This window comes from Athalassotoga saccharophila (assembly GCF_009936215.1).
Taxonomy (GTDB): domain Bacteria; phylum Thermotogota; class Thermotogae; order Mesoaciditogales; family Mesoaciditogaceae; genus Athalassotoga; species Athalassotoga saccharophila.
The window spans coordinates 732,229-753,399 of the sequence record NZ_AP019551.1; the positions used below are offsets into that span (position 1 = coordinate 732,229).

Annotated in this window: 22 protein-coding genes; 15 read left to right on the plus strand and 7 right to left on the minus strand. The window is 41.7% G+C overall.

What is annotated here, in order from left to right; genetic code table 11:
• The first annotated feature begins 75 nt into the window (after nucleotides 1–75).
• The 13 genes from rpoN (at nucleotide 76) to ATHSA_RS03720 (ending at nucleotide 12,645) form a co-directional block, all read left to right on the plus strand.
• Entirely contained in the window at nucleotides 76–1,359 is a 1,284-nt protein-coding gene (rpoN, locus tag ATHSA_RS03660) for an RNA polymerase factor sigma-54 (RefSeq protein ID WP_161847804.1), read from the plus strand.
• Nucleotides 1,360–1,509: 150 nt separating this feature from the next.
• A complete protein-coding gene (locus ATHSA_RS03665; protein ID WP_161847805.1) occupies nucleotides 1,510–2,175 on the plus strand; it encodes a thiamine diphosphokinase in 666 nt (221 codons plus the stop codon).
• Between the two features lie 12 nt (nucleotides 2,176–2,187).
• Nucleotides 2,188–3,051 carry a DUF4912 domain-containing protein gene (locus ATHSA_RS03670; protein ID WP_161847806.1) on the plus strand — a complete coding sequence of 288 codons (864 nt, stop codon included), beginning with the start codon at nucleotides 2,188–2,190 and terminating at the stop codon, nucleotides 3,049–3,051.
• Nucleotides 3,048–4,628 carry a glycoside hydrolase family 57 protein gene (locus tag ATHSA_RS03675; RefSeq protein WP_197739221.1) on the plus strand — a complete coding sequence of 527 codons (1,581 nt, stop codon included), beginning with the start codon at nucleotides 3,048–3,050 and terminating at the stop codon, nucleotides 4,626–4,628. The genes ATHSA_RS03670 and ATHSA_RS03675 overlap by 4 nt, the downstream gene beginning before the upstream one ends.
• A gap of 47 nt (nucleotides 4,629–4,675) precedes the next feature.
• On the plus strand, nucleotides 4,676–8,212 hold the full coding sequence (gene nifJ, locus ATHSA_RS03680; RefSeq protein ID WP_161847807.1) for a pyruvate:ferredoxin (flavodoxin) oxidoreductase: 3,537 nt from the start codon (nucleotides 4,676–4,678) through the stop codon (nucleotides 8,210–8,212).
• Entirely contained in the window at nucleotides 8,212–8,721 is a 510-nt protein-coding gene (locus tag ATHSA_RS03685; protein ID WP_161847808.1) for a ferritin family protein, read from the plus strand. The genes nifJ and ATHSA_RS03685 overlap by 1 nt, the downstream gene beginning before the upstream one ends.
• Nucleotides 8,722–8,780: 59 nt before the next feature.
• Entirely contained in the window at nucleotides 8,781–9,071 is a 291-nt protein-coding gene (locus ATHSA_RS03690; protein WP_161847809.1) for a hypothetical protein, read from the plus strand.
• Between the two features lie 2 nt (nucleotides 9,072–9,073).
• Entirely contained in the window at nucleotides 9,074–9,907 is an 834-nt protein-coding gene (locus tag ATHSA_RS03695; protein WP_161847810.1) for an MBL fold metallo-hydrolase, read from the plus strand.
• A complete protein-coding gene (gene ndk, locus ATHSA_RS03700) occupies nucleotides 9,861–10,277 on the plus strand; it encodes a nucleoside-diphosphate kinase (protein WP_161847811.1) in 417 nt (138 codons plus the stop codon). Before ATHSA_RS03695 ends, ndk begins: the two co-directional genes overlap by 47 nt.
• A 2-nt stretch (nucleotides 10,278–10,279) precedes the next feature.
• On the plus strand, nucleotides 10,280–10,945 hold the full coding sequence (locus tag ATHSA_RS03705; protein ID WP_161847812.1) for a GGDEF domain-containing protein: 666 nt from the start codon (nucleotides 10,280–10,282) through the stop codon (nucleotides 10,943–10,945).
• Nucleotides 10,942–11,916 (plus strand): DUF4899 domain-containing protein, encoded by a 975-nt coding sequence (locus ATHSA_RS03710; protein WP_161847813.1) that lies wholly within the window; start codon nucleotides 10,942–10,944, stop codon nucleotides 11,914–11,916. Before ATHSA_RS03705 ends, ATHSA_RS03710 begins: the two co-directional genes overlap by 4 nt.
• On the plus strand, nucleotides 11,913–12,167 hold the full coding sequence (locus tag ATHSA_RS03715; RefSeq protein WP_161847814.1) for a hypothetical protein: 255 nt from the start codon (nucleotides 11,913–11,915) through the stop codon (nucleotides 12,165–12,167). The genes ATHSA_RS03710 and ATHSA_RS03715 overlap by 4 nt, the downstream gene beginning before the upstream one ends.
• The gene (locus ATHSA_RS03720) at nucleotides 12,157–12,645 is read left to right on the plus strand and encodes a hypothetical protein (protein ID WP_161847815.1); all 489 of its coding nucleotides are present in this window, start codon (nucleotides 12,157–12,159) and stop codon (nucleotides 12,643–12,645) included. The genes ATHSA_RS03715 and ATHSA_RS03720 overlap by 11 nt, the downstream gene beginning before the upstream one ends.
• On the opposite strand, the gene sufU is transcribed toward ATHSA_RS03720, so the two are convergent.
• Genes sufU through sufC form a run of 5 tightly spaced genes read right to left on the minus strand, consistent with a single transcriptional unit; the run spans nucleotide 12,635 to nucleotide 17,492 of the window.
• Nucleotides 12,635–13,054: a Fe-S cluster assembly sulfur transfer protein SufU gene (sufU, locus tag ATHSA_RS03725; RefSeq protein WP_161847816.1), complete on the minus strand. Its 420-nt coding sequence runs from the start codon at nucleotides 13,052–13,054 to the stop codon at nucleotides 12,635–12,637. The two genes, ATHSA_RS03720 and sufU, sit on opposite strands and share 11 nt — an antisense overlap.
• Nucleotides 13,051–14,286 (minus strand): SufS family cysteine desulfurase, encoded by a 1,236-nt coding sequence (locus tag ATHSA_RS03730; RefSeq protein WP_161847817.1) that lies wholly within the window; start codon nucleotides 14,284–14,286, stop codon nucleotides 13,051–13,053. The genes sufU and ATHSA_RS03730 overlap by 4 nt, the downstream gene beginning before the upstream one ends.
• The gene (locus ATHSA_RS03735; protein WP_232060126.1) at nucleotides 14,264–15,400 is read right to left on the minus strand and encodes a SufD family Fe-S cluster assembly protein; all 1,137 of its coding nucleotides are present in this window, start codon (nucleotides 15,398–15,400) and stop codon (nucleotides 14,264–14,266) included. The genes ATHSA_RS03730 and ATHSA_RS03735 overlap by 23 nt, the downstream gene beginning before the upstream one ends.
• A 5-nt stretch (nucleotides 15,401–15,405) precedes the next feature.
• Nucleotides 15,406–16,755 (minus strand): Fe-S cluster assembly protein SufB, encoded by a 1,350-nt coding sequence (gene sufB, locus ATHSA_RS03740; RefSeq protein ID WP_161847819.1) that lies wholly within the window; start codon nucleotides 16,753–16,755, stop codon nucleotides 15,406–15,408.
• On the minus strand, nucleotides 16,752–17,492 hold the full coding sequence (gene sufC, locus ATHSA_RS03745; protein WP_161848927.1) for a Fe-S cluster assembly ATPase SufC: 741 nt from the start codon (nucleotides 17,490–17,492) through the stop codon (nucleotides 16,752–16,754). Before sufC ends, sufB begins: the two co-directional genes overlap by 4 nt.
• Before the next feature lie 124 nt (nucleotides 17,493–17,616).
• Between sufC and ATHSA_RS03750 the strand changes: the two genes are divergently transcribed.
• Both ATHSA_RS03750 and ATHSA_RS03755 read left to right on the plus strand, forming a co-directional pair.
• Nucleotides 17,617–18,018 (plus strand): PadR family transcriptional regulator, encoded by a 402-nt coding sequence (locus tag ATHSA_RS03750; RefSeq protein WP_161847820.1) that lies wholly within the window; start codon nucleotides 17,617–17,619, stop codon nucleotides 18,016–18,018.
• Nucleotides 17,966–19,198, plus strand: coding sequence for an MFS transporter (locus tag ATHSA_RS03755; RefSeq protein WP_232060127.1), 1,233 nt, complete (start codon nucleotides 17,966–17,968; stop codon nucleotides 19,196–19,198). The genes ATHSA_RS03750 and ATHSA_RS03755 overlap by 53 nt, the downstream gene beginning before the upstream one ends.
• 9 nt (nucleotides 19,199–19,207) lie before the next feature.
• Here ATHSA_RS03755 and ATHSA_RS03760 read toward each other — a convergent pair whose 3' ends face one another.
• Both ATHSA_RS03760 and ATHSA_RS10140 read right to left on the minus strand, forming a co-directional pair.
• Entirely contained in the window at nucleotides 19,208–20,200 is a 993-nt protein-coding gene (locus ATHSA_RS03760) for an ABC transporter ATP-binding protein (protein WP_161847822.1), read from the minus strand.
• 5 nt (nucleotides 20,201–20,205) lie between these two features.
• Nucleotides 20,206–21,171 (minus strand): ABC transporter ATP-binding protein, encoded by a 966-nt coding sequence (locus tag ATHSA_RS10140; RefSeq protein ID WP_161847823.1) that lies wholly within the window; start codon nucleotides 21,169–21,171, stop codon nucleotides 20,206–20,208.

Genomic DNA, 21,171 nt, shown 5'->3' on the forward strand with positions numbered 1-21,171 from the left:
TTAATCGCGCTTTCTTTTATGTAAAAATGTGTCCAGTGTGTGGATCATTTCTATTTTACAATATCTGGAGTGAATATGGGCCATTTCATTAATCAAAAACTCAAATTGAAAAACACGCTCTTTCTCAGCAACAAAATGTTGCTTTCTTTGAAACTACTGAACATGAATATCATCGACCTCGAAGAAGAGATAGAAAAGATCGCGCAGGAAAACCCTTTTATAGAATTCGAAGTATTTTCCAATTTAAATTTCGTAAGAAAAAGGGAAAATGAAGAGGAATACGATATAGACAATTACGAGGTCGAAAATCGTTCTTTGAAATCGCATTTACTCGATCAATTTTATCTTATGGATTTCACAAAAGAGGAAGAAGGGATCTTCCTTTATTTGATTGAAATGATAGACGATCGAGGCTTTATAAAGGCTGGAATCGATGAGATTGCAAAAGATTTGAAAGTCGATCCCCGACAGGTTGAAAAGATGATCGAAATTCTTAAATCTCTCGATCCGCCCGGTATCGGAAGCAGGGACATTAAAGAGGCGCTCCTTGCACAGACCGATGATCCAAAATTACGCGCGCTTATAAACCTACTCGAACTTCTTGAAAAGGATCCCGCCGAGGCCTTGGCAAAGTCGGGAATGGAAAGGGAAGAATTTCAGGAAACGTTAGAGAAATTGAAGGGGTTAAATCCGTATCCGGCAAATGGATTTTACGAATCTTTGTACACGCAGTACGTTGAACCTGACATTTTTATCTCTAAAGGAGATAACGGATTTGAGGCTTATGTCAACGAAAGGATCGAAATAAGATTTGCAGATTTAGAACTTTACGAAAAGATGATTGAAAGCGGGGACAAAAAGCAAATGGAGTTTGCGAAATTGAAATACGATCAGGCAAAGAACTTGATAGAATCCTTTGTCAAAAGAAGAGAGACTCTGATCAAATTCGGCCAGATCATCGCAAAAAAGGAAGAGGAATTTTTTAATGGTGGAAAGTTAGTTCCGCTGAAAGTTGGATGGATTGCAAATGAAATCGGGGTAAATCCATCGACTGTAACAAGGATTATCTCTTCAAAGTACGTTAAAACTCCAAATGGAATATATCCTTTGAAGTATTTCTTCGAAAGGTTTATATACAAAAATGAAGACAAAGAAATATCAAGGGAAGAGGTTAAAGAAAAGATCGCCCGGTACGTAAAGGAAGAAGACAAGAATTCACCTTTATCGGACTTTGAGATTCAAAAGAAACTCAAGGAGGAAGGCATCGATCTTAGCAGAAGAGTCGTCGCAAAGTACAGAGAAGAACTTGGAATTCCGAGTTCATCCAGAAGAAGGCTAAAGTCAACACCCACATCTTAGAGATGGGAACTTGTAAAAGCCCTTGAGAAATGTTTCATATGTGGTCTTCGAACTGAAAAAGTTAGATTGGAAAGTGCAAAAACATTGTTGATAGAAAGGCAGGTAAGGTGGTACCCTCCGACAGATCGGAGTATTATTGCCACAAAGGCGATGAAAGCAGTCATTTTTGCGGGAGGAGATTACAAATTTCCGCCTTTTTACGAAGAGATTTTGAAATTTTTCGATCTAAAGATAGCCGCCGATTCCGGTGCGAACTTTTTAACCTCCCTTGGGATATTGCCGGATATCTTAATAGGGGACATGGATTCTATAGAAAAAGAGACGCTCGATCTGTGTCAGACCAAAGGTGTGACGATCGTAAGATTTCCTCCCGAAAAAGATGAGATAGACACCGAACTTGCCCTTATTGAGGCAGAGAAGAATGGTGCAAATGCGTTTTTCATAGCGGGTGCCTTTGGTACAAGGCTCGATCAAACCCTCGGAGTTTTCAGACTGATGGAACGTTTTAAGGCAAGTATCACATTCAACGAAGATCTGTGTGCATTTGTTATAGATCGACCTCTTTATCTTGAAAGTTGTGCCGGAGAAAGGTGGTCTGTCATTCCACTTCAAAGAGATGTTGAAGGTGTCTCGTTGAAGGGGTTTAAATACAATCTCGACAGAAAGAAAATGGAATATCTCAGACCATACGGTATAAGTAACGAATCGGCAGGAAAAGAGGTTTTTATAGATCCCGGGAATGGGAGGTTGCTTGTCTTCAGATACCATTCAAGAAATGTTGGATGGATAGATGAACTTTATTCCAAATTAAAATAGAGGTGAGGTAAGGTGAAGGAAGAGAAAACGATCCGTCAGTTGAAAAAAGAGGCCATGTCTCTGAGAATCAAGGGTTATTACAACATGACGAAGGCCGAACTTGCCGAGGCCATTTCCAAAAGAAAGATGGAACTTGCGAAAAAGATGCGCGAGATCGATAAGATGGAGATTGAAGAATTGAGAGGTCTTTCCAAAGAGTTCAATCTAAAGATTCCTTGGAAATCGACAAGGGCCAATTTTGTTAAGAAGTTAAAGGAATTTTTTGAAAGTTTAAAATTGGGTCAGGAAATCGAAAAAACTCCACCGTCCATCTCCTCAATGTCCGTTTATGAAGAAAAGATCACAGTTGTTCCAAAGCAATCTCTTCCTTCCACTTATTACAAAGACAAGTTCGTTGGTCTCGAGGTCAATCAAAACTGGATCCATTTTTACTGGGACTTTTCCCCTCAAACGTACGAGATCATCAAAAACCATCCTCATGTCGTTTTAAGAATCTACGATGTCACCTACATAGAATTCAACGGTACAAATGCTCACAGAACCTTTGAAATGGAAATAGATGAAAAGATGAGAAAATATTACGTTTACGTGCCTCAGCCCGGGGCGGATTATCTTGCGGAGATAGGATACAGAGAGAATGAAAGATTCATTCCGATCTTGAGATCAAATCTCGTCTCAACGCCTCCTTCGATGCCGAGAATGGCGCAGATGGAGTTGTGGATGGACCTCAGAACAAAACGGAAATTCACAGAAATTGGTCCATCGAGAAAGATCTTAAGAATAGAAAAACTTACAGGTTCGGCATCGTTGCCAACAAGTGGTGCAAGATCGGGCGGAGGATCATTCTTTTTCCTTAGCGGGAGGCGAGGATCTTGAAAGGGAAGATAATTTTGATGCTTCATGCCCACCTGCCTTACGTTAATCATCCAGATCATCCTTACTTTCTCGAAGAAAACTGGCTTTTCGAGGCTATAACGGAGACTTACATACCGCTTTTGATGGCCTTCGAGAGATTGAGAGATGAAAATGTCCCATTTGGCATAACGGTATCGGTAAGCCCTCCACTCATAGAAATGATGGCCGACCGTACCCTTATGGACAAGTACAAAAGGCATCTTCAGTCTTTGATAGAACTTGCCAAAAAAGAGGTCTCTTTGACAAAGAACGAAGAGCCTTTGAAGCACAAAATGGCGTTGAAATACCTTGAAGATTTTGAATCCTACCTTTCCTTTTTCGAAAGATATGGAAATTTGATAAACGCATTCAAAGAGTCTGCAAAGGACGGAAATGTTCAACTTATAACCTGTAACGCAACGCACGGATTTCTGCCACTTATGAAGGTTAACCCAAGGGCAGTCCATGCCCAGATTGCGATCGGCGTTAAGGCGTTCGAGGAAAGGTTTAAAATGCATCCAAATGGCATGTGGCTTGCCGAATCTGGTTATTATCCCGGCCTCGACAATGAACTCGCCGATCAAAATCTCAAGTTCTTCTTTGTCGATTCTCACGCTCTTTGGTATGCCGATATTCCGCCACATTACGATGTTTACAGGCCTGTTATGACTCCGTCTGGCGTTTTCGTTTTTGCAAGAGATCCGGAATCGAGCGAACAGATATGGTCTGCCCAGTTGGGATACCCCGGAGACTGGAATTACAGGGAATTTTACAGGGATATAGGATTCGATAGGCCATTCGATTACGTAAGACCTTACATAGATCCTTCGGGCGTCAGAACGAATACGGGCATAAAGTACCACAAAATAACGGGCAACGTATCTCTTGGAGATAAGGAGTTGTACGATCCGGATGTTGGAATTCAGATAGCCCTAAGGCACGCAAAGGATTTTGCACAAAAAAAGGCATTACAGATAAAAAGGTTGAAAGACCAGATGGGAATCGATCCCGTTATAGTTGCCCCATTTGATGCCGAACTTTTTGGACACTGGTGGTACGAAGGGCCTAAGTTTCTCGAATTTTTCCTTAAAGAATCTTCCGGTTCAGAAATTTTTGAGACTTCAACTCCTGACAGGGTTATAAACTCTATCGATGAGGTACAAATTTTAACGCCGGCCCAGTCAAGTTGGGGTGCAAATGGATACAACGAAACGTGGATTAACGGATCGAATGACTGGATATACCCGCATCTTCACGAAGCCGAAAGCAGAATGACAGAACTTGCAAACGAATATTACCATACCTCCGATCCTCTTTACATACGCGCTTTGAACATGTGTGCAAGGGAACTTTTACTTGCAGAATCAAGCGATTGGGCCTTTATAATGACAACGGGCACCTCCGTTGAATATGCAGTTAACAGAACTAACACACATTTATCACGTTTTCTTGAGATATATGATGCAATAAAGTCGCATAATATAGATGAGAGATCAATAGAGCTTTATGAATGGCTCGATCCGATTTTTCCTTACGTAGATTACAGGGTTTATGCGTAACCCTGTTTTTGGTGTGAGGAAAAAAATAAAAAGATCAGGAGGTTAAAATGGCAAAGAAAATGAGTACCATGGATGGTAATACCGCTGCAGCCCATGTAGCGTACGCTTTTACAGAGGTTGCAACGATATACCCTATAACACCATCCTCTCCTATGGCCGAACTCACAGATCTTTGGTCTGCCCAGGGGAGAAAAAATATTTTCGGCCAGAGAGTGAATGTAGTTGAGATGCAGTCTGAAGGTGGAGCCGCAGGAGCAATGCACGGCGCACTGGTCGCGGGTTCTCTTGCCACTACCTATACCGCTTCGCAGGGATTACTTTTGATGATACCGAATATTTACAAGATGGCGGGTGAACTTTTGCCCGGTGTATTCCACGTTGCCGCAAGAACCATCGCAGCCCATGCGCTTTCTATATTCGGCGATCATTCTGATGTCATGGCCGTAAGGCAAACCGGTGCGGCTCTTCTCGCTTCAGGAAGCGTTCAGGAAGTTATGGACCTTGGAAGCATAGCCCATCTTTCCGCCATAAGATCGAGAATACCATTTATTCATTTCTTTGATGGCTTTAGAACGTCTCACGAAATTCAGAAGATAGAGGTACTCGACTACGATGTTTTGGCGAACCTTCTTGACAGGAATGCTCTAAAGGCATTCAAGGACATGGCGTTGAATCCTGAACATCCCAAGACGATGGGAACTGCCCAAAATCCCGATATATTCTTTCAGGCAAAAGAAGCATCAAACAGATTTTACATGGCCGTACCGGATATTGTGGCCGAGTACATGAAAAGCATCTCAGAGATAACCGGAAGAGAATACAGACCTTTTAATTATTACGGAGATCCAGATGCCGATCGTGTCATAGTTGCGATGGGATCGGTTACAGAAACGATTTCTGAAGTCGTTGATTATTTGAATTCAAAAGGTCAGCGAGTTGGAGTCATAAAGGTTCATCTCTACAGACCTTTCTCCGAGAAATACTTCTTTGATGTTCTTCCCAAAAATGTTAAGAAAATAGCGGTTCTTGATAGAACAAAAGAGTCCGGCGCTTTGGGTGAGCCTCTGTACGAGGATGTCAGAACGTTGTTCTACGGTAGATCAAATGCTCCTCTTATCGTTGGAGGACGTTACGGTTTGAGTTCGAAAGATACGACGCCTGCCCAGATAAAGGCCGTCTTCGATAATTTGGAAGAGAAGACCCCGAAGAATTGGTTTACAATAGGCATCGTTGATGATGTCACGAACACTTCTTTGCCCGTTAAAGAGAAGATAAATACCACAGCGGAAGGAACTATAAGGTGCAAATTCTGGGGTTATGGATCCGATGGAACTGTTGGCGCCAACAAGGAAGCCATAAAGATCATTGGAGACAACACCGACATGTACGCGCAGGGATATTTCGCGTACGATTCCCACAAGTCCGGTGGAGTAACTATTTCACATTTGAGATTTGGAAAGAAACCTATAAGATCGACATACCTTATAGAAGAGGCTGATTACGTGGCATGCCATAAACAATCTTACGTATACCAGTACGATATACTCGATGGCCTTAAAAAAGGTGGCACCTTTGTCCTTAACACGATATGGTCAGAGTCAGATCTCGACAATAAACTGCCGGGAAAAATGAAGAAGTATATTGCTCAAAATAACATAAATTTCTACATAATAGACGCAACTCATATCGCAATGGACATAGGTCTTGGTGGAAGGATAAACATGATAATGCAGGCGGCCTTTTTCAAACTCACGAATGTTATTCCAATAGAAGATGCAGTCAAGTATTTAAAAGAAGCGATAGTCCATGCTTACGGTTCCAAGGGAGAAAAGGTCGTCGAAATGAATTACAAAGCCGTCGATAAGGGAATAAATGCGCTCGTCAAGGTTAAAGTGCCCGATTCTTGGAAGAATGCAAAAGATGATGAAAATATGCCTACCCTTCCCGAAAGACCTGATTTTGTCAAAAAAATAGCCGATGTAATGAACAGACAGGAAGGAGACAAATTGCCGGTTTCTGCATTCTTGGGACGTGAAAATGGAGAATTCCCGCAGGGGACGGCAGCCTATGAAAAGCGTGGAATAGCCGTTGAGGTACCCGAATGGCAACCCGACACCTGCATTCAGTGTAACCAGTGCGCCTTTGCTTGCCCTCACGCCGTCATAAGGCCATTCTTACTTGACGATGAGGAGGTCAAGAAGGCACCAAAAGGCTTTGTCACAAAGAAGGCGACTGGCAAGGGGCTCGAAGGTCTTCAGTACAGAATTCAGATCTCCCCGCTCGATTGTACCGGATGCGGTGTTTGCGTAGACGTATGTCCAACTCCAAAGAAGTCTCTTGTCATGAAACCTCTCGAAGATCAGGAAAAGGAAATTCCTAACTGGGACTTTGCCATAAAAGAAATATCGGACAAATCGGATCGTGTCCCTCTCGACACGATAAGGGGAAGCCAGTTTGCAAGGCCATTGCTTGAGTTCTCCGGTGCGTGTGCCGGATGCGGTGAGACGCCTTACGCTAAACTCGTTACCCAGTTATTCGGAGACAGGATGATAATCGCAAATGCGACGGGATGTTCATCTATATGGGGCGCATCCGCACCTTCGACTCCTTACACGGTTAACGCCGAGGGAAAGGGTCCTGCGTGGGCCAATTCACTCTTCGAGGATAATGCCGAATACGCGTTCGGTATGGCACTCTCGGTTAAATACGCAAGAAACAGACTTGCGGATTTGATGAATGAACTCATAACTTTAAATATACCGCAGGAATTGAAAGCACCTTTCAAAGAATGGCTTGACGGAAAGGATGATGCGAGAAATTCAAAGGCCGCAACTCTCAAGATTTTGAAGGTGCTCGATGCAAAGGTTGACAACAAAAGGGCAATGGAAATTTTGAAAGAAATAAAGGAAAGAAGGGATATGCTCGTTAAAAAGTCCGTCTGGGCCTTTGGAGGAGACGGATGGGCATACGATATAGGGTACGGCGGTCTCGATCACATACTTGCCTCCGGTGAGGATATAAACGTACTTGTCTTTGATACCGAAGTTTACTCTAACACTGGAGGTCAGGCATCCAAATCCACTCCAGAAGCGGCTGTCGCGCAATTCGCGGCCTCCGGAAAGAAGACGTCCAAAAAAGATCTTGGAAGGATGGCTATGACATACGGATACGTTTACGTGGCCCAAGTCGCAATGGGTGCGAATATGAACCAGACTCTCAAGGCATTTTTGGAAGCAGAAAGTTATCCGGGTCCTTCTCTGATAATCGCTTATTCTCCATGCATAAATCACGGAATAAAGGCCGGCATGGGAAAAATGGCAGAACAGGAAAAGCGTGCCGTCGAATCTGGATACTGGCATCTTTACAGGTACAATCCACTGCTTCGAAAGGAAGGAAAGAACCCATTTGTCCTTGATTCAAAGGAACCAAAGGCTTCATTCGAAGATTTCCTCATGAGCGAGGTAAGGTACTCCTCACTTAAGATCACCTTCCCGGAGATCGCCGATCAACTCTTCAAAATGGCAGCCGAACAGGCAAGAGAGAAGTACGAAATTTACAAGAAATTGAGCGAGGAGGCGTTATGATGAATGCCATAGATTACGCCTTAAAGATGGAGTTGGATGGAAAAGCCTTTTACGAAAAGCAATCCAAAGAGAGCAAAGATTTACGAATAAAGCAAATCTTTGACATGCTCGCGCGCGATGAACAGAGACATTACGACATAATAAATGATTTCAAAAAATCATCTTACAATTACAAAGGTACAGACACCTTTAAAACCACGAAGAATTTATTTTCGGAGATGATGAACAAGAAGGAGAATTTCAAAACAGACGTTAACGTCTTCGATATATACAAACAGGCAATAGAGATGGAAAAGAAAAGTGTCGATCTGTACCTTAACGAGGCAAAGAAATCGACGAACAAGGACGAAAAAGAGATTCTTTTGAAATTGTCCGAAGAAGAAAAAAAGCATCAAACGATACTTGAAAATCTCATGGAATTCATAAGAAAGGGAGAAGAATGGGTTGAATCACCCGAGTTTTCCCATCTTGATGAGTTCGATAAATTTTCCCAAAGAGACAAGTATTGAAATGTGGTAAAATAGAACGGATCGAAGGATCCGTTCTATTTTTTTTGATGGGGGAAAAGATGAGCGAGAAATCGAGAAGATTTGTGGCTGAATGGCTCTTCAATCATGAACCTGAATTTGTCGTGATAAATTCGAAAGATTCCGTCGAATTCTTCAGATATCCGCGAAGAATTAGTTTGAAATTCAACGGTACGAATTACGATTTTTCCGTCGAATCTGATTCTGAAAGATTTGAAGTGGAGATAGGAAATGACTTCACGGCCCTCTGTCCGGATAAATACAAGGAAAGTTCTCTACTCATAGTTGATTCGGTTATCTCCGTAGAAATGGTCGAACGTTTTGAGAGGTAGAAATGATTTCCATAGGTGAGGACATATTCGTCACGGAAAATCCTAACGGAGCGTCTAATGCCGGTGTTGTGATAGGAAAAAAGGGAATTATCGTCGTCGATTCGACCTTCTTTCCATCAAAGACCGTTAGATTGATGGATTTCATCTCTTCGATCTCATCAAAAACAATTCTGTACGTTGTAAACACGCATTATCATCTTGATCATACTCTCGGTAATTGTGCCATAGAAGCGCCGGTCATCTCGAGTAAGATGACAAAGGATTATTTAGAGCGAATAGATTTCGAAAAATTTCGATCCTCACTTGAACCCATCATTCAGAAGGAATTAAAGGATGCCAGTATAGTCTTTCCCTCGATTACCTTTAACAAGAGGATGACCGTGGATCTTGGAAACAAAAAGATTGAGATTCTGCGCGTTGGAGGCCACACACCCGATTCTTCGATAATCAAGGTTTGGCCCAACGGAGTATGTTTTTGTGGCGATTTGCTTTTTTCTGGCTACCATGCGGAAATAACCTCTGAATCTGATATGGATTCGTGGATAAAGGCCCTTGGTAAGTTAAAGAATGAAAATTTGAGGTGGTTTGTCCCGGGCCATGGTCCGGTTGGAAGTGTAAAAGAAGTCGATGAGATGATGATTTATCTTGAAAAATTTAGATCTCTTTCTTTTATGATAAAATCTAATAAAATTGATGACGTTATCGCAAAGTTTGGCGATGATCCTGTCTTTGCGAAAAGAGGCTTTCCATTACTTTTCGAGGATAGCCTTATCGAGTATCTAAGGAGGGATGATGTTGGAAAGAACGCTGGTCCTTATAAAACCAGACGGCGTTGAAAGAGGCCTTGTTGGAGAGATAATTTCGAGGTTCGAGAAAAAAGGTTTCAAAATCGCTGAAATGAAGATGTTTAAGATGGACAGAGCCCTTGCCGAAGCCCATTACGAAGATCACAAGGGAAGGCCTTACTATGAAAAACTTATAAATTACATTACAAGCGGTAAAACAGTCGCGATGGTCTTGGAAGGTGATAATGCCGTCGAAATCGTAAGAATGATGATAGGAAAAACCTCTCCGCTTGAGGCCTTGCCCGGAACGATCAGAGGCGATCTCGCCCTCAACGTCACGGTGAATTTAGTCCACGCCTCGGATTCTCAAGAGAGTGCGAAAAAGGAAATAAACAGGTTCTTTCCATCTAAGGGGGAATGAAAATGTCAGATGAAATTGAGAATTTGAAGAGAGAAAATGAACATCTCAAAGAAAGGATAAAATGGTACGAAAGCCAGATAGAACAAATGGAAACTCTTATAAATCAATACAATGAACTTGTCAGGCGAGAGTTCGATAATCTCGAAAATGTTGTCAACAGAATGGGTACTCATGAAGTTATAGATCCCGTAACGAGAGTTTACTCGCGCGATCACATGCTTGCGTATTTGAACTTCATCTATTCTAAAGCCTTCGAAATGAATCTAAAATGCGCCCTCATCTTCTTTGACATAGACGATTTTGAGCAAAGGACGAAAATGTTTGAAAAGCAAGAGATAGACATTTTGATGAGGGAGATCGGTAAATTTCTCAAAAACGCCGTAAGAGTTCCCCTCGACATGGTATCGAGGATCGGGTTTGATGAATTTTTAATACTTGTAACTGAAACTCCAAGAGAAAACGTCATATCTATAGCCCGAAGGATAAACAAATCATTTGCCGCGCAAAAATTTGAAATAGATGGCAAGATGATCGGTATGACCTGTACGATTTCAATCGTTACCTTTCCGGAGGATTCGAAGGAATTCACAAAACTTCTCGATTTGGGAGAGAGATTGATCGAGATCGGCAAACAAAAGGGTAAAAACATGGTGATCTTTTCAGAATGAGCGATATTTCCATCGTAAAATTCGCGGGTCAGAGCAAAGTAACGCTTGAGGGATATGTTGGATACTTTCTTATTACAAGAAGCGGAGATTTCAAATACGATGTCATTCAATATCCGTTGAGTTTTTCTTCCATGATAAATGTCAGTTTCAAAGATGATTTCAAATTGATACAGTTGAGGATACCGCAGATAAAGAACAGGATGGCCAAAAGTTCTCCCGAGATAAAGGAAATGAATGCCGAACTTGAAAAATTCATAAACAAAAGGATAAATTCTGACGAATCCTTCAAGCACAGACTTAAAATCGCGATTCAAAACGCGGACATCGAAGTTATAGGTTCTATAATAGAGGATTTTTTCAAAGAATGGGTTGATCCCATCAAAATGAGCGTGGACATTCAGGAAATGACATTTGCCGAGTTTTCAAAGCAACTTTCCAAGGTGGGAAATAGCGAGGATGCTTTCAAAGTCATAAAAAGGGATGATCTCAAAGATCTTTCGGAGGCCTATCCCATAGTCGATCCTATTGCTGGGAAATCGATAAATGACTTTAAAATAGGAGAGAAGGTTTATTTTACCGTTTTGAGATTTGCGAATGATCAAGTGAAATCCGAGATGCTTAAAAAATTTCCAGACGATTTCAACGCTCAGGGCGAAAATGTTTCTCCTCTTGTTGGAAGAATAATATCAAAAGAATTCGTTCCGGAATTTGGAGAGGATTTCACGCTTATAAAGATAGAATGCCAGAACTTTTACTTTAAGGCCATGGTATTGAACAGTATGAATTTGATGACAACCTCTGTGGGAGTACCGATCATAGGCAACTCACAGCCTGCCGTGCCACGCCAGCCAAGTGTTAAGAGTGAGGAAGAGGTACACCTCCATCTTGCGGATATTCTTGTTGCGGTTATCCTTGTTGCCGGTATTGTAGGAACGGCTTTAGCGATAATGTACTTTTTTTTCATGAAATGAAAAAGGGATCTGTACTTATTGAATCTCTGTTATTTTTGATTTTGTCTTTTATTTTATTTTTGATTATCAATTCTGCTTTTTCATCTTTGATGAACAATCAAAGACAGATAGAGAAAGGTTCTGTAGAACTATCTCAAATCATCTCAATTTCGAATCTGTCTTACGATGATCTTTCGTTGATAGATGCGGGGGGAATTGATGAATACAAATCCACGATCACGGGGGAGACTTTCAGGATCGGTGATAATTGAGTTACTTGTCGCCTTTTCGATTTACGCAGTCGGCGCTTCGATAACCTATGAATCCATAATGATCTTGATAAATATGATCGAAAAGGTCTCGATTTCCAATCAATTCGTTGAGGATTTCGAAGATGTCATACTCTACATGTACAAAGAGGTAAAGGGGAAAGAACTTGAATTGATCTTCTACAAAGATAGTTATATCGAACACTCAATACTTTTGATAGGATCCGATCCTGTTATTGCATACCAGTTATTTCAGACGAAAGATAGATCATCTTTGAGAAGATTAGTCGCGATGGGCCATGAAGACATTCACAAACTGGCCAAGTTAAGGCCGGGAAGCAATTATTTTAACACCCGATTTTCTGGATTTAACTCTCTCTACAATGGAAAAGAGTCCATATCTTTTAAAGTTGAGGGAAATTACATCACCTTCAAATTCGGAAAATTAAAGACGTACATCGGGAAGATCTCTAATCGCTAAGGGCCTTTTGGACAGCGTGCCATGCAAGCGTGGCGCATTTCACACGCATTGGATATTTGCTAACGCCGCTGAATACCTGAGCATCTTTGAGATCATCAACGGGCGCTTTGCCGTTTGTTACCATTTCTATGAATTCGGAAGATATCCTTTTTGCCTCATTTACGTCCGTTCCCTTTAAGAGTTCAGTCATCACAGAGGCCGAGGCCATGCTTATGGCACATCCCATCCCTTTGAATTTTATATCTTTTATCTTTCCATCTTCGAATTTTACCTGTAAAGAGATCTGATCTCCGCACGAAGAGTTGGTCATTTGAACTTCTTTGTCAAAGATCGGAAGAGTTCCGAAATTTCTCGGATGTTTTTGGTGATCCATTATTATTTCAGCGTAAAGATCTGAAAAATCTCTCATGAGAATCGCCTCTTTGCATCTTCAATCGCATCTACAAGCACGTCTATGTCTGATCTTTCATTGTATATGTAAAAACTTGCCCTCGCCGTTGCCATGAATTCTACATTAAGATATCTTAAAATCGGCTGGGCACAATGATGACCGCTTCTTATGGCTACGCCATTTGCGTCCAATATCGAGGCAACGTCATGGGGATGGATACCTCTGATGTTGAATGAAAGAATTCCGCCTCTTTTTTCGAAATTCTTTGGGCCGTAGAGTATCACACGATCTACAGAACTTAACCTTTCGTATGCGTATCCGAGCAAATCCCTTTCATGTTCCAAGATCCCTTCCATTCCTATTTCTCTCAGATATCTTATGGCAGTCGCAAGTCCTACAGCACCCTCAACATTTGGAGTTCCCGCCTCGTACCTGTCCGGTGCGCAGGCAAAGGTCGTTGAGTCGTTTTTTACCTCATCTATCATACCACCGCCGGTAAGAAATGGTTTTAAACTTTCAATGATGGATTTCTTTACGTAAAGCACACCTATTCCCATAGGACCAAGCATCTTGTGTCCAGAGAAGGAAAGAAAATCGGCATCCATTCGCTTTACATCTGTTGGCATCGATGGGACTGACTGGGCTCCGTCCACGACAAAGACTGCCCCCGATTTGTGTGCTATATGGCCTATCTCTTCGACTGGATTTATAATGCCGAATGAATTCGTCATCCCGGCACAGGCGACTACTTTCGTCTTTGATGTCACGTACCGCTTTACCGTATCGATATCTATAGTTCCGTCTTCACGAAGAGGTACAACTTTAAAATGTGCCTTCTTTCTTAAAGCAAGTTGTTGCCACGGAACGAAATCGCTATGGTGCTCACTCGTCATCACAACGATCTCGTCGCCTTCAGAGACATTTTCATCTCCCCATCCATAGGCTATCGTGTTTATCGATTCGGTCGTTCCAGAGGTGAAGATTATCTCATCCTGATCGGCATTTATGAACTTTGCGACCTCTTTTCTTGCATCGTTGTAAGCGATAGTTGTTTTCTCCCCAAGGTAATGGGCACTTCTCGCGACATTCGCGTTGGTGAATTTGTAAAAATCTGCCAGCGCATTTATGACCTGAATGGGCTTTTGGGTTGTGGCCGCGTTATCGAGGTAGACTAATCTCTTTCCATTGGGTAAAACCGTTGAAAGAATTGGAAAGTCTTTTTTCACCTCAGATCCTAACCGATATTGCATCTTCGATCTCCTCTTTTAGGTTTGAATTGTCAAGAGGGATCTCATTTATCACAGGTTCAAAAATGCCCGACACTATCAATCTTATCGCAGACCTCTCATCGAGCCCCCTTGACATTAGATAGTATAACTTATCTTCATCTATATTTCCAACAGAGGCACCGTGCTTTGCGATAACGTCGTTGTTATCAACGTAAAGTGAAGGGATTGAATCTGCTCGGGCCTTTTTAGAAAGGCTAACAGTGTTACTTCTTTCTTCAGAATCAGATCCAATTGCCGTATGCTTTATCTCTATATTTCCCCTGACTACGGAATATCCTTCATCTGAGATGGATCCATTTGTTTCTATTCTTCCATACGTGGATCTTCCGAAATGATTCAAAGAAGTTCTTAGATCTATTCTTTCTTTTCCGCGTGCAAAGTAGACGGTTTTAAATGTAGCCTTTGAAAAATCTCCATTCAGATTTGCCGTGTGATCTATGGCCGTCTTCTGACCTCCAAAGATAACGTCGTAGACTTCTAAATTTGCACTTTCCTCGAGGTTGTACAAACTTGAAGAGACAACAAGATCGGTCTTCGGGCTTATTATAACGTTGAAGATCTTCAATCTCGATCCTGTCTTGAGCAAGAATTTCGAAGCAGAATTTAAAAACTCTCCCTCTCCCCTGTACGACCTTACCATTACGACAGAGGAATTTTCTTCCAAAATGAGGCCCGAATTCTCTATTATCGTGTTGTTATCTTTCAGGTTGTATTCGAGATCTATCTTTTCATTTTTATCGATTTTTGAGAAAATGCCGCTGTTGAAAAAGATAAGGGCCATCATCACGAACTTTGGATCTACTCCGTTGAATTTGCCGGTTATAAAATCTTTCAATCCAGTTTTTATGGCATCTTGTGTAAGAATTGATTTTCCATTCTTGACAAAATTTCCGGAATATTTTTTGATGGGGTATTTTTTGAATTCCGAAAATTCAAGTCTTTTCCAGACGGGAAAGTCATAAGATAAATAATCAGAAAGCAGATCGTAGAAAGATTCATCTTTGTTTGGTATGTCCTCCCATCCGTAATCTTTCGCGGTAAAACTTTGTCTTTTTGGTTCCACCCTTGTAAACATGTCCATCACCCTATCTTCGAGTTGAAATGCATGTCTATTATTCTGTTGAATTCAACTGCGTATTCAAAAGGCAATTGTTTTATGAACGGATCGAGGAATCCCCTTACTATGAGTGCCTTTGCATCGTCTTCGGTAAGGCCCCTGCTCATAAGATAGTATATTTGATCCTCATTTATTTTTCCGACGTAGGCTTCGTGACCTATCTCTGATTGATTGTTCATAACTTCTATTATAGGGAGCGTATCTGATTTGGATATATCATCGACCATTAAGGCAGAACAATCAACAGAAGATTTTGAATGAATTGCCGATTCTGATACCCTTACAAGGCCTCTGTAAAATGCGTATCCACCACCAAAACTTATACTTCTCGAGTCTACCTTTGAGGAGGTGTAAGGGGCAAAGTGAAAGACCTTTGTGCCAGTATCAAGATGCTGACCGGGCCCTGCGTAAGTTATGGTTGTGTACTCTGCCCTTGCGCCTTTGCCTTTAAGTATGCTCGATGGGTATAGCATAGTTTTGGCAGATCCCATAGTTCCAGAGATCCATATTATAGTTCCGTCTCTGTCGACAGAAGCACGTTTCGTATTCAGATTGTAGGTATTTTTTGCCCAGTTCTCTATCGTTGAGAATTTAACAGTCGCACCCTCTTCAACGTATATTTCAACGGCTCCGGCGTGCAGATTGCTTATCGAATAATTCTGGCCCGAACATCCTTCTATGAATTCCAATTTTGATCCCTTATCAACGACTATCAACGTATGTTCAAATTGGCCCATTCCGGGAGATCCCATCAGATAATAAGATTGTATTGGCATGGGCACATTCACATTTGGTGGGACATATATGAAAGTTCCACCACTCCACACGGCACCGTGAAGGGCGGCAAATTTGTGATCGTTGGGCGGAATAAGGCGCATGAAGTACTTTTTAACAAGGTCTGGATACTCTCTGACGGCAGTCCCCATTTCAAGAAAGATAACACCCAATTTTTTTAAAGATTCTTTCATGTTGTGGTAGACCATTTCGGAATCGTACTGGGCGCCAACACCGGCGAGAGATTCTCTTTCTGCCTGTGGTATCCCAAGTTTTTCGAAGTTTTCTCTTATATCTTCGGGCACGTCTTCCCACGATCTTTCATTTTGGGCACCCGGCCTTACGTAATTTACTATAGAGTTGAGATCGAGGGCCGATATATCCACTCCAAAGTTGGGATTGGGCCTATTCAAAAAGTATTCAAGGGATTTCATCCTTATCTCTCTCATCCACAAAGGCTCATTCTTTGATTCCGATATTTCCTCTATGATCCTTCTATTTAAACCGGGTTCTGTTTTCGAAAGTGCGTTGTTTGTCATATTCTCACTTCCTCATACCCACTTCTTTCGAGTTCCTCGGCAAGTTCTATTCCGCCGGTCTTTACTATGCGTCCGTCCATGAAGATGTGAACGAATTTTGGTCTGACATAATCTAAAATTCTTTTGTAATGTGTCACCAATACAATGGACATACCTTTCTTTGACGCGTTGTTTATTCCTTCGGATACAATCCTTAAGGCGTCTATATCAAGACCTGAGTCCGTTTCGTCAAGAAGTGCTAACTTTGGATTCAGAGCACTCAATTGAAGAATCTCTGATTTTTTCCTTTCTCCTCCAGAAAAACCAAGGTTGACGTATCTTTTGAGAAAATCGTGATCCATCTTAAGAGAGTCGGCGATCTTTACCATCATGTCTCCAAATTCGAGAACGCTCATCTTTTTATCGGGATGCATTTTTTCGTAGGCAAGGCGTAAAAAGTTCATAAAAGTAACGCCAGATATTTCTTCTGGATATTGAAAAGATTGGAATATACCTAATCTCGCCCTTTCATCAACGCTTAAATTGATTATGCTCTTGCCTTCAAAAAGAATGTCTCCAGATGTGACTTTGTATTTTGGATTTCCCATTATGACATTTATAAGGGTGGTTTTTCCGGCACCGTTAGGCCCCATTATCGCGTGAACCTCGTCCTTATTCACCTCGAGATTCACTCCTTTGATTACTTCCCTTTCTCCAATCGATGCATGAAGATCGATAATCTTGATCAATTCCATAATTAAGCCTCCTCATAAATCTATACCTTTTTAGTCCAAATTAATTTTACCACTATTTGAAAATAAAAGCAAGAAAAAAGACCAAAAAAATGATAAAATAAAAGTTGAATGATAATTGGAGGTTAAGATGCGTCAGGGACATGGTTTTGGAAGAAGACACGGTATGAGGGTAAGATTTATAGGACCTTTTTTGCTTTTAGCGCTTTACAAAGAGCCATCTTACGGATATCAATTGATGGATAAATTGAGAGAATTTGGCTTTGAGGAGTATCTGCCGGATCAAACGGCAATTTACAAGATGCTTAAAAATTTGGAAGAGAAGGGTTTGATAACATCGAAATGGGATACGACAGGTTCAGGCCCTGCACGCCACGTCTACGAGATAACACCTGCTGGAATTGAAACACTCGATATCCTTGCCTCAGAGATAAAGGATAACATTCAAATTTACAAAAATTTCCTTGAAATATTCGAAAATGTTAGAAAGGCAGATGACACAGATAAAAAAAATCGAATGGCTAAACCGTAACCTCACTCTTTTGATGATGGGCCGTCTTTTAAGAAGTATGGCCCAGGGTTTTTTGGTGATAATCGTCGCAATTTACCTCTCCAAATTGGGCTTTTCAGGTGTCCAGATAGGTCTTATTTTCACGGTTACCATAGTTGTTTCTCTATTTTTTGCGATTTTGGTTGGCTTTTTTGCCGATAAGTATGGAAGAAAACTCGTAATAATAGTTATGACGGTTATAAGTGCAATAAGCGCTGCCGGCTTTCTCTTTACGACGAATTATTACATCTTGATGGTACTTATCGCAGTAGGGACTATAGGGCGTGGCGGAGGGGCCGGCAGTGGAGGCGCCTTTGGACCCTTTTATCCGGCCGAGCAGGCTTTGATAAGCGAAAGTGTAAAGCCAGCCTTTAGAAATCATGCCTTCAGTTATCTATCGATCTTCGGAACGATAGGAAGTGCCGCGGGATCGATTTTGGCACTTATACCTTCTTATTACGATAATCTATTTAACCTTGGATGGCGTGGAAGTTATCTTTTTTTGATGGCTTTGGCCTCCGCCATCTACGTTATTATGGTCTTTTTAACTATCCCGATAGAAGAGAGCAAAAACAGACCGAAGAGATCTGGCACATTCAAAATTTCGTGGAGTCTTGTCGGTAAACTCTCCATAACAAATGCTTTGAATGGCTTTGGAATAGGATTTTTAGGCCCAATACTCGTTTATTGGTTTTTCATAAGGTACGGCGCAAATACAGCCTCTATTGGAATCCTTTACACCGTGATCAACATCATGGCGATAATTCCATTTTTGATAGCGCCGCTTCTTGCCAAAATATGGGGATCGGTTAAAACTATAGTTATCACGAGACTTTTTGGCGTTGCATCCCTTGTTTTGGTGGCCTTTATGCCAACCTTTTTGCTTGCGAGTATCTTCTTTGCGATAAGGATGATGGTAATCGCGATAGGGAATCCTCTCCGTCAGTCTTTCGTTATGGGTCAGGCAAAAAGTGAGGAGAGGGCAACCGTTGCATCTTTGAGCAACCTTCCACAGCAGATAACCTCATCTTTCGGACCGGCAATAGGCGGATACCTTATAGATCTTTCAATGGTAGAAATGCCTTTGCTTATCGCGGCTGCATTTCAATTTTTGAATGCAGTCTTTTACTGGAAGTTTTTCAAAGATTCGAATGAAGAATAAGCGGGCCTTTCAGCCCGCGTTTTTGTACAGTATGCATCTTACAAAGTGATCTTCTGAAATTTTTACCATATCGGGTACCCTTTCTTTGCATTCTGGCTTTGCAAATGGGCACCTTGGCTCAAAAGGACATCCGGGCGGAAGATTTGTCAGATCCGGTACCTCTCCTCCAACATCGACCTTTTCCGGCTCTAATCCCGCCTCCGGCTTGGGCGCTGCCTTCTTTAACAATTGCGTGTAAGGATGTTTTGGATCGTTTATCACATCATCGGACGGGCCTATTTCAACCAAATGACCAGCGTACATTATCGCAATCCTATCTGACATGTAGTGAGCACCCGCTAAATCGTGCGTTATGAAAAGGTACGAAACGCCTTCTTTTTCTTTCAATTCTAACATCTGGTTCATTATGTCAAGCCTTATCGATACGTCCAACATAGATGTAGGCTCATCGGCAAGTATCAACTGCGGTTGAACCGCTATAGCGCGCGCTATTCCGACCCTTTGTCTTTGCCCTCCAGAAAGTTCGTATGGAAGTTTATCGTATATCTGCTTTGGAGGAATAAGACCGGCCTCTTCGAGGATTTGTAAAACTCTATCTTTTATCTTCCCTTTTTCGACTATTCTGTGTATCTTCAACGGCCTTGTGAGGGTGTATCCGACCGTATGCAAGGGATTGAGAGACGAGAAGGGATCTTGAAAGATCATCTGAACATGTTTTCTGTAATTGACGAGTTCTTTGTGCTTCATTCTCAAGGGCGTTTCCTGACCGTTTAAAAAGATCTTTCCACTCGTCGGCTCGTAAAGTCTTACTATAACCCTTGCAACCGTCGTCTTCCCGCTTCCGGATTCTCCGACAAGACCGAGAACCTCTCTTTCTTTTATCCAAAAGTCTATCCCGTTTATCGCGTGGACTATCCTCGTCCTTCCAATGCCACCTATCCTGAATTCCTTTACAAGATTTTTCACTTCTATAACGTTCTTTGTCTTTTGTACTGTCTCCATCTCTATCACTTCCCATCGTAGAGATGACACGCGACGAAATGTTCGCTCTCTATCTCCACAAGTTTTGGATTCTCAACGTCGCACACGCCATTTATTCTCTTTTCACATCTTGGATAGAATGGACACCCCTTTATATCGCTCGAAAGATCCGGCGGCCTTCCTGCTATGCCATGTAGTTTTTGCCTTTTCCCAACAAGAGGGGGAAAGGCGTGCATAAGTCCGTAGGTGTACGGATGCAAAGGTTTTGCGTATAATTTCTCAGATGGTGCCTTTTCTATTATTTGACCTGCGTACATTATCGCAAGAGAATCCGAGATCTCGACAAGCAAAGAAAGATCGTGAGTTATGAAAATTATCGCAAATCCCAATTGCTTTCTTAATTCATCGACCTCTTGGAGTATCCTTCTTTGAACTACAACGTCTAAGGCCGTAGTCGGCTCATCCATTATCACCAATTTCGGATTTAGGGCAAGCGCCATCGCTATTACGACCCTTTGCTTCATTCCTCCCGACAACTGGTGGGGATACGCGTCCAAGTATTTTGAAGAGACATTTACAAGATTTAACAATTCTTTCGCACGTTTATCAAGTTCGGACTCCGTCATATTGACATGGTACTTTATCGAATTGTATATTTGCGTCCTTACCTTTAAGACCGGATTCAAAACGTTCATTGAGGCTTGAAAGACCATCGAGAATTCTTTCCATCTCATCTTTCTTAAACTCTCATCGTCAACCTTCATCAAATCTATACCGTTGAATTCTATCGATCCTGAAAAGATCTTTCCCGGTGGCATGAGTAACCTTATGACTCCAAATGCGAGTGTGGACTTTCCACATCCCGATTCTCCCGCTATACCAAGAAACTCTCCTTTATTTAGTTCGAAGGAAACATTCCTCACTGCCCACGTCTTGAAGTTTGTGAATTCATATCCCGCGTTTAAGTCTTTAACTTTTAGCAATGCATCCAT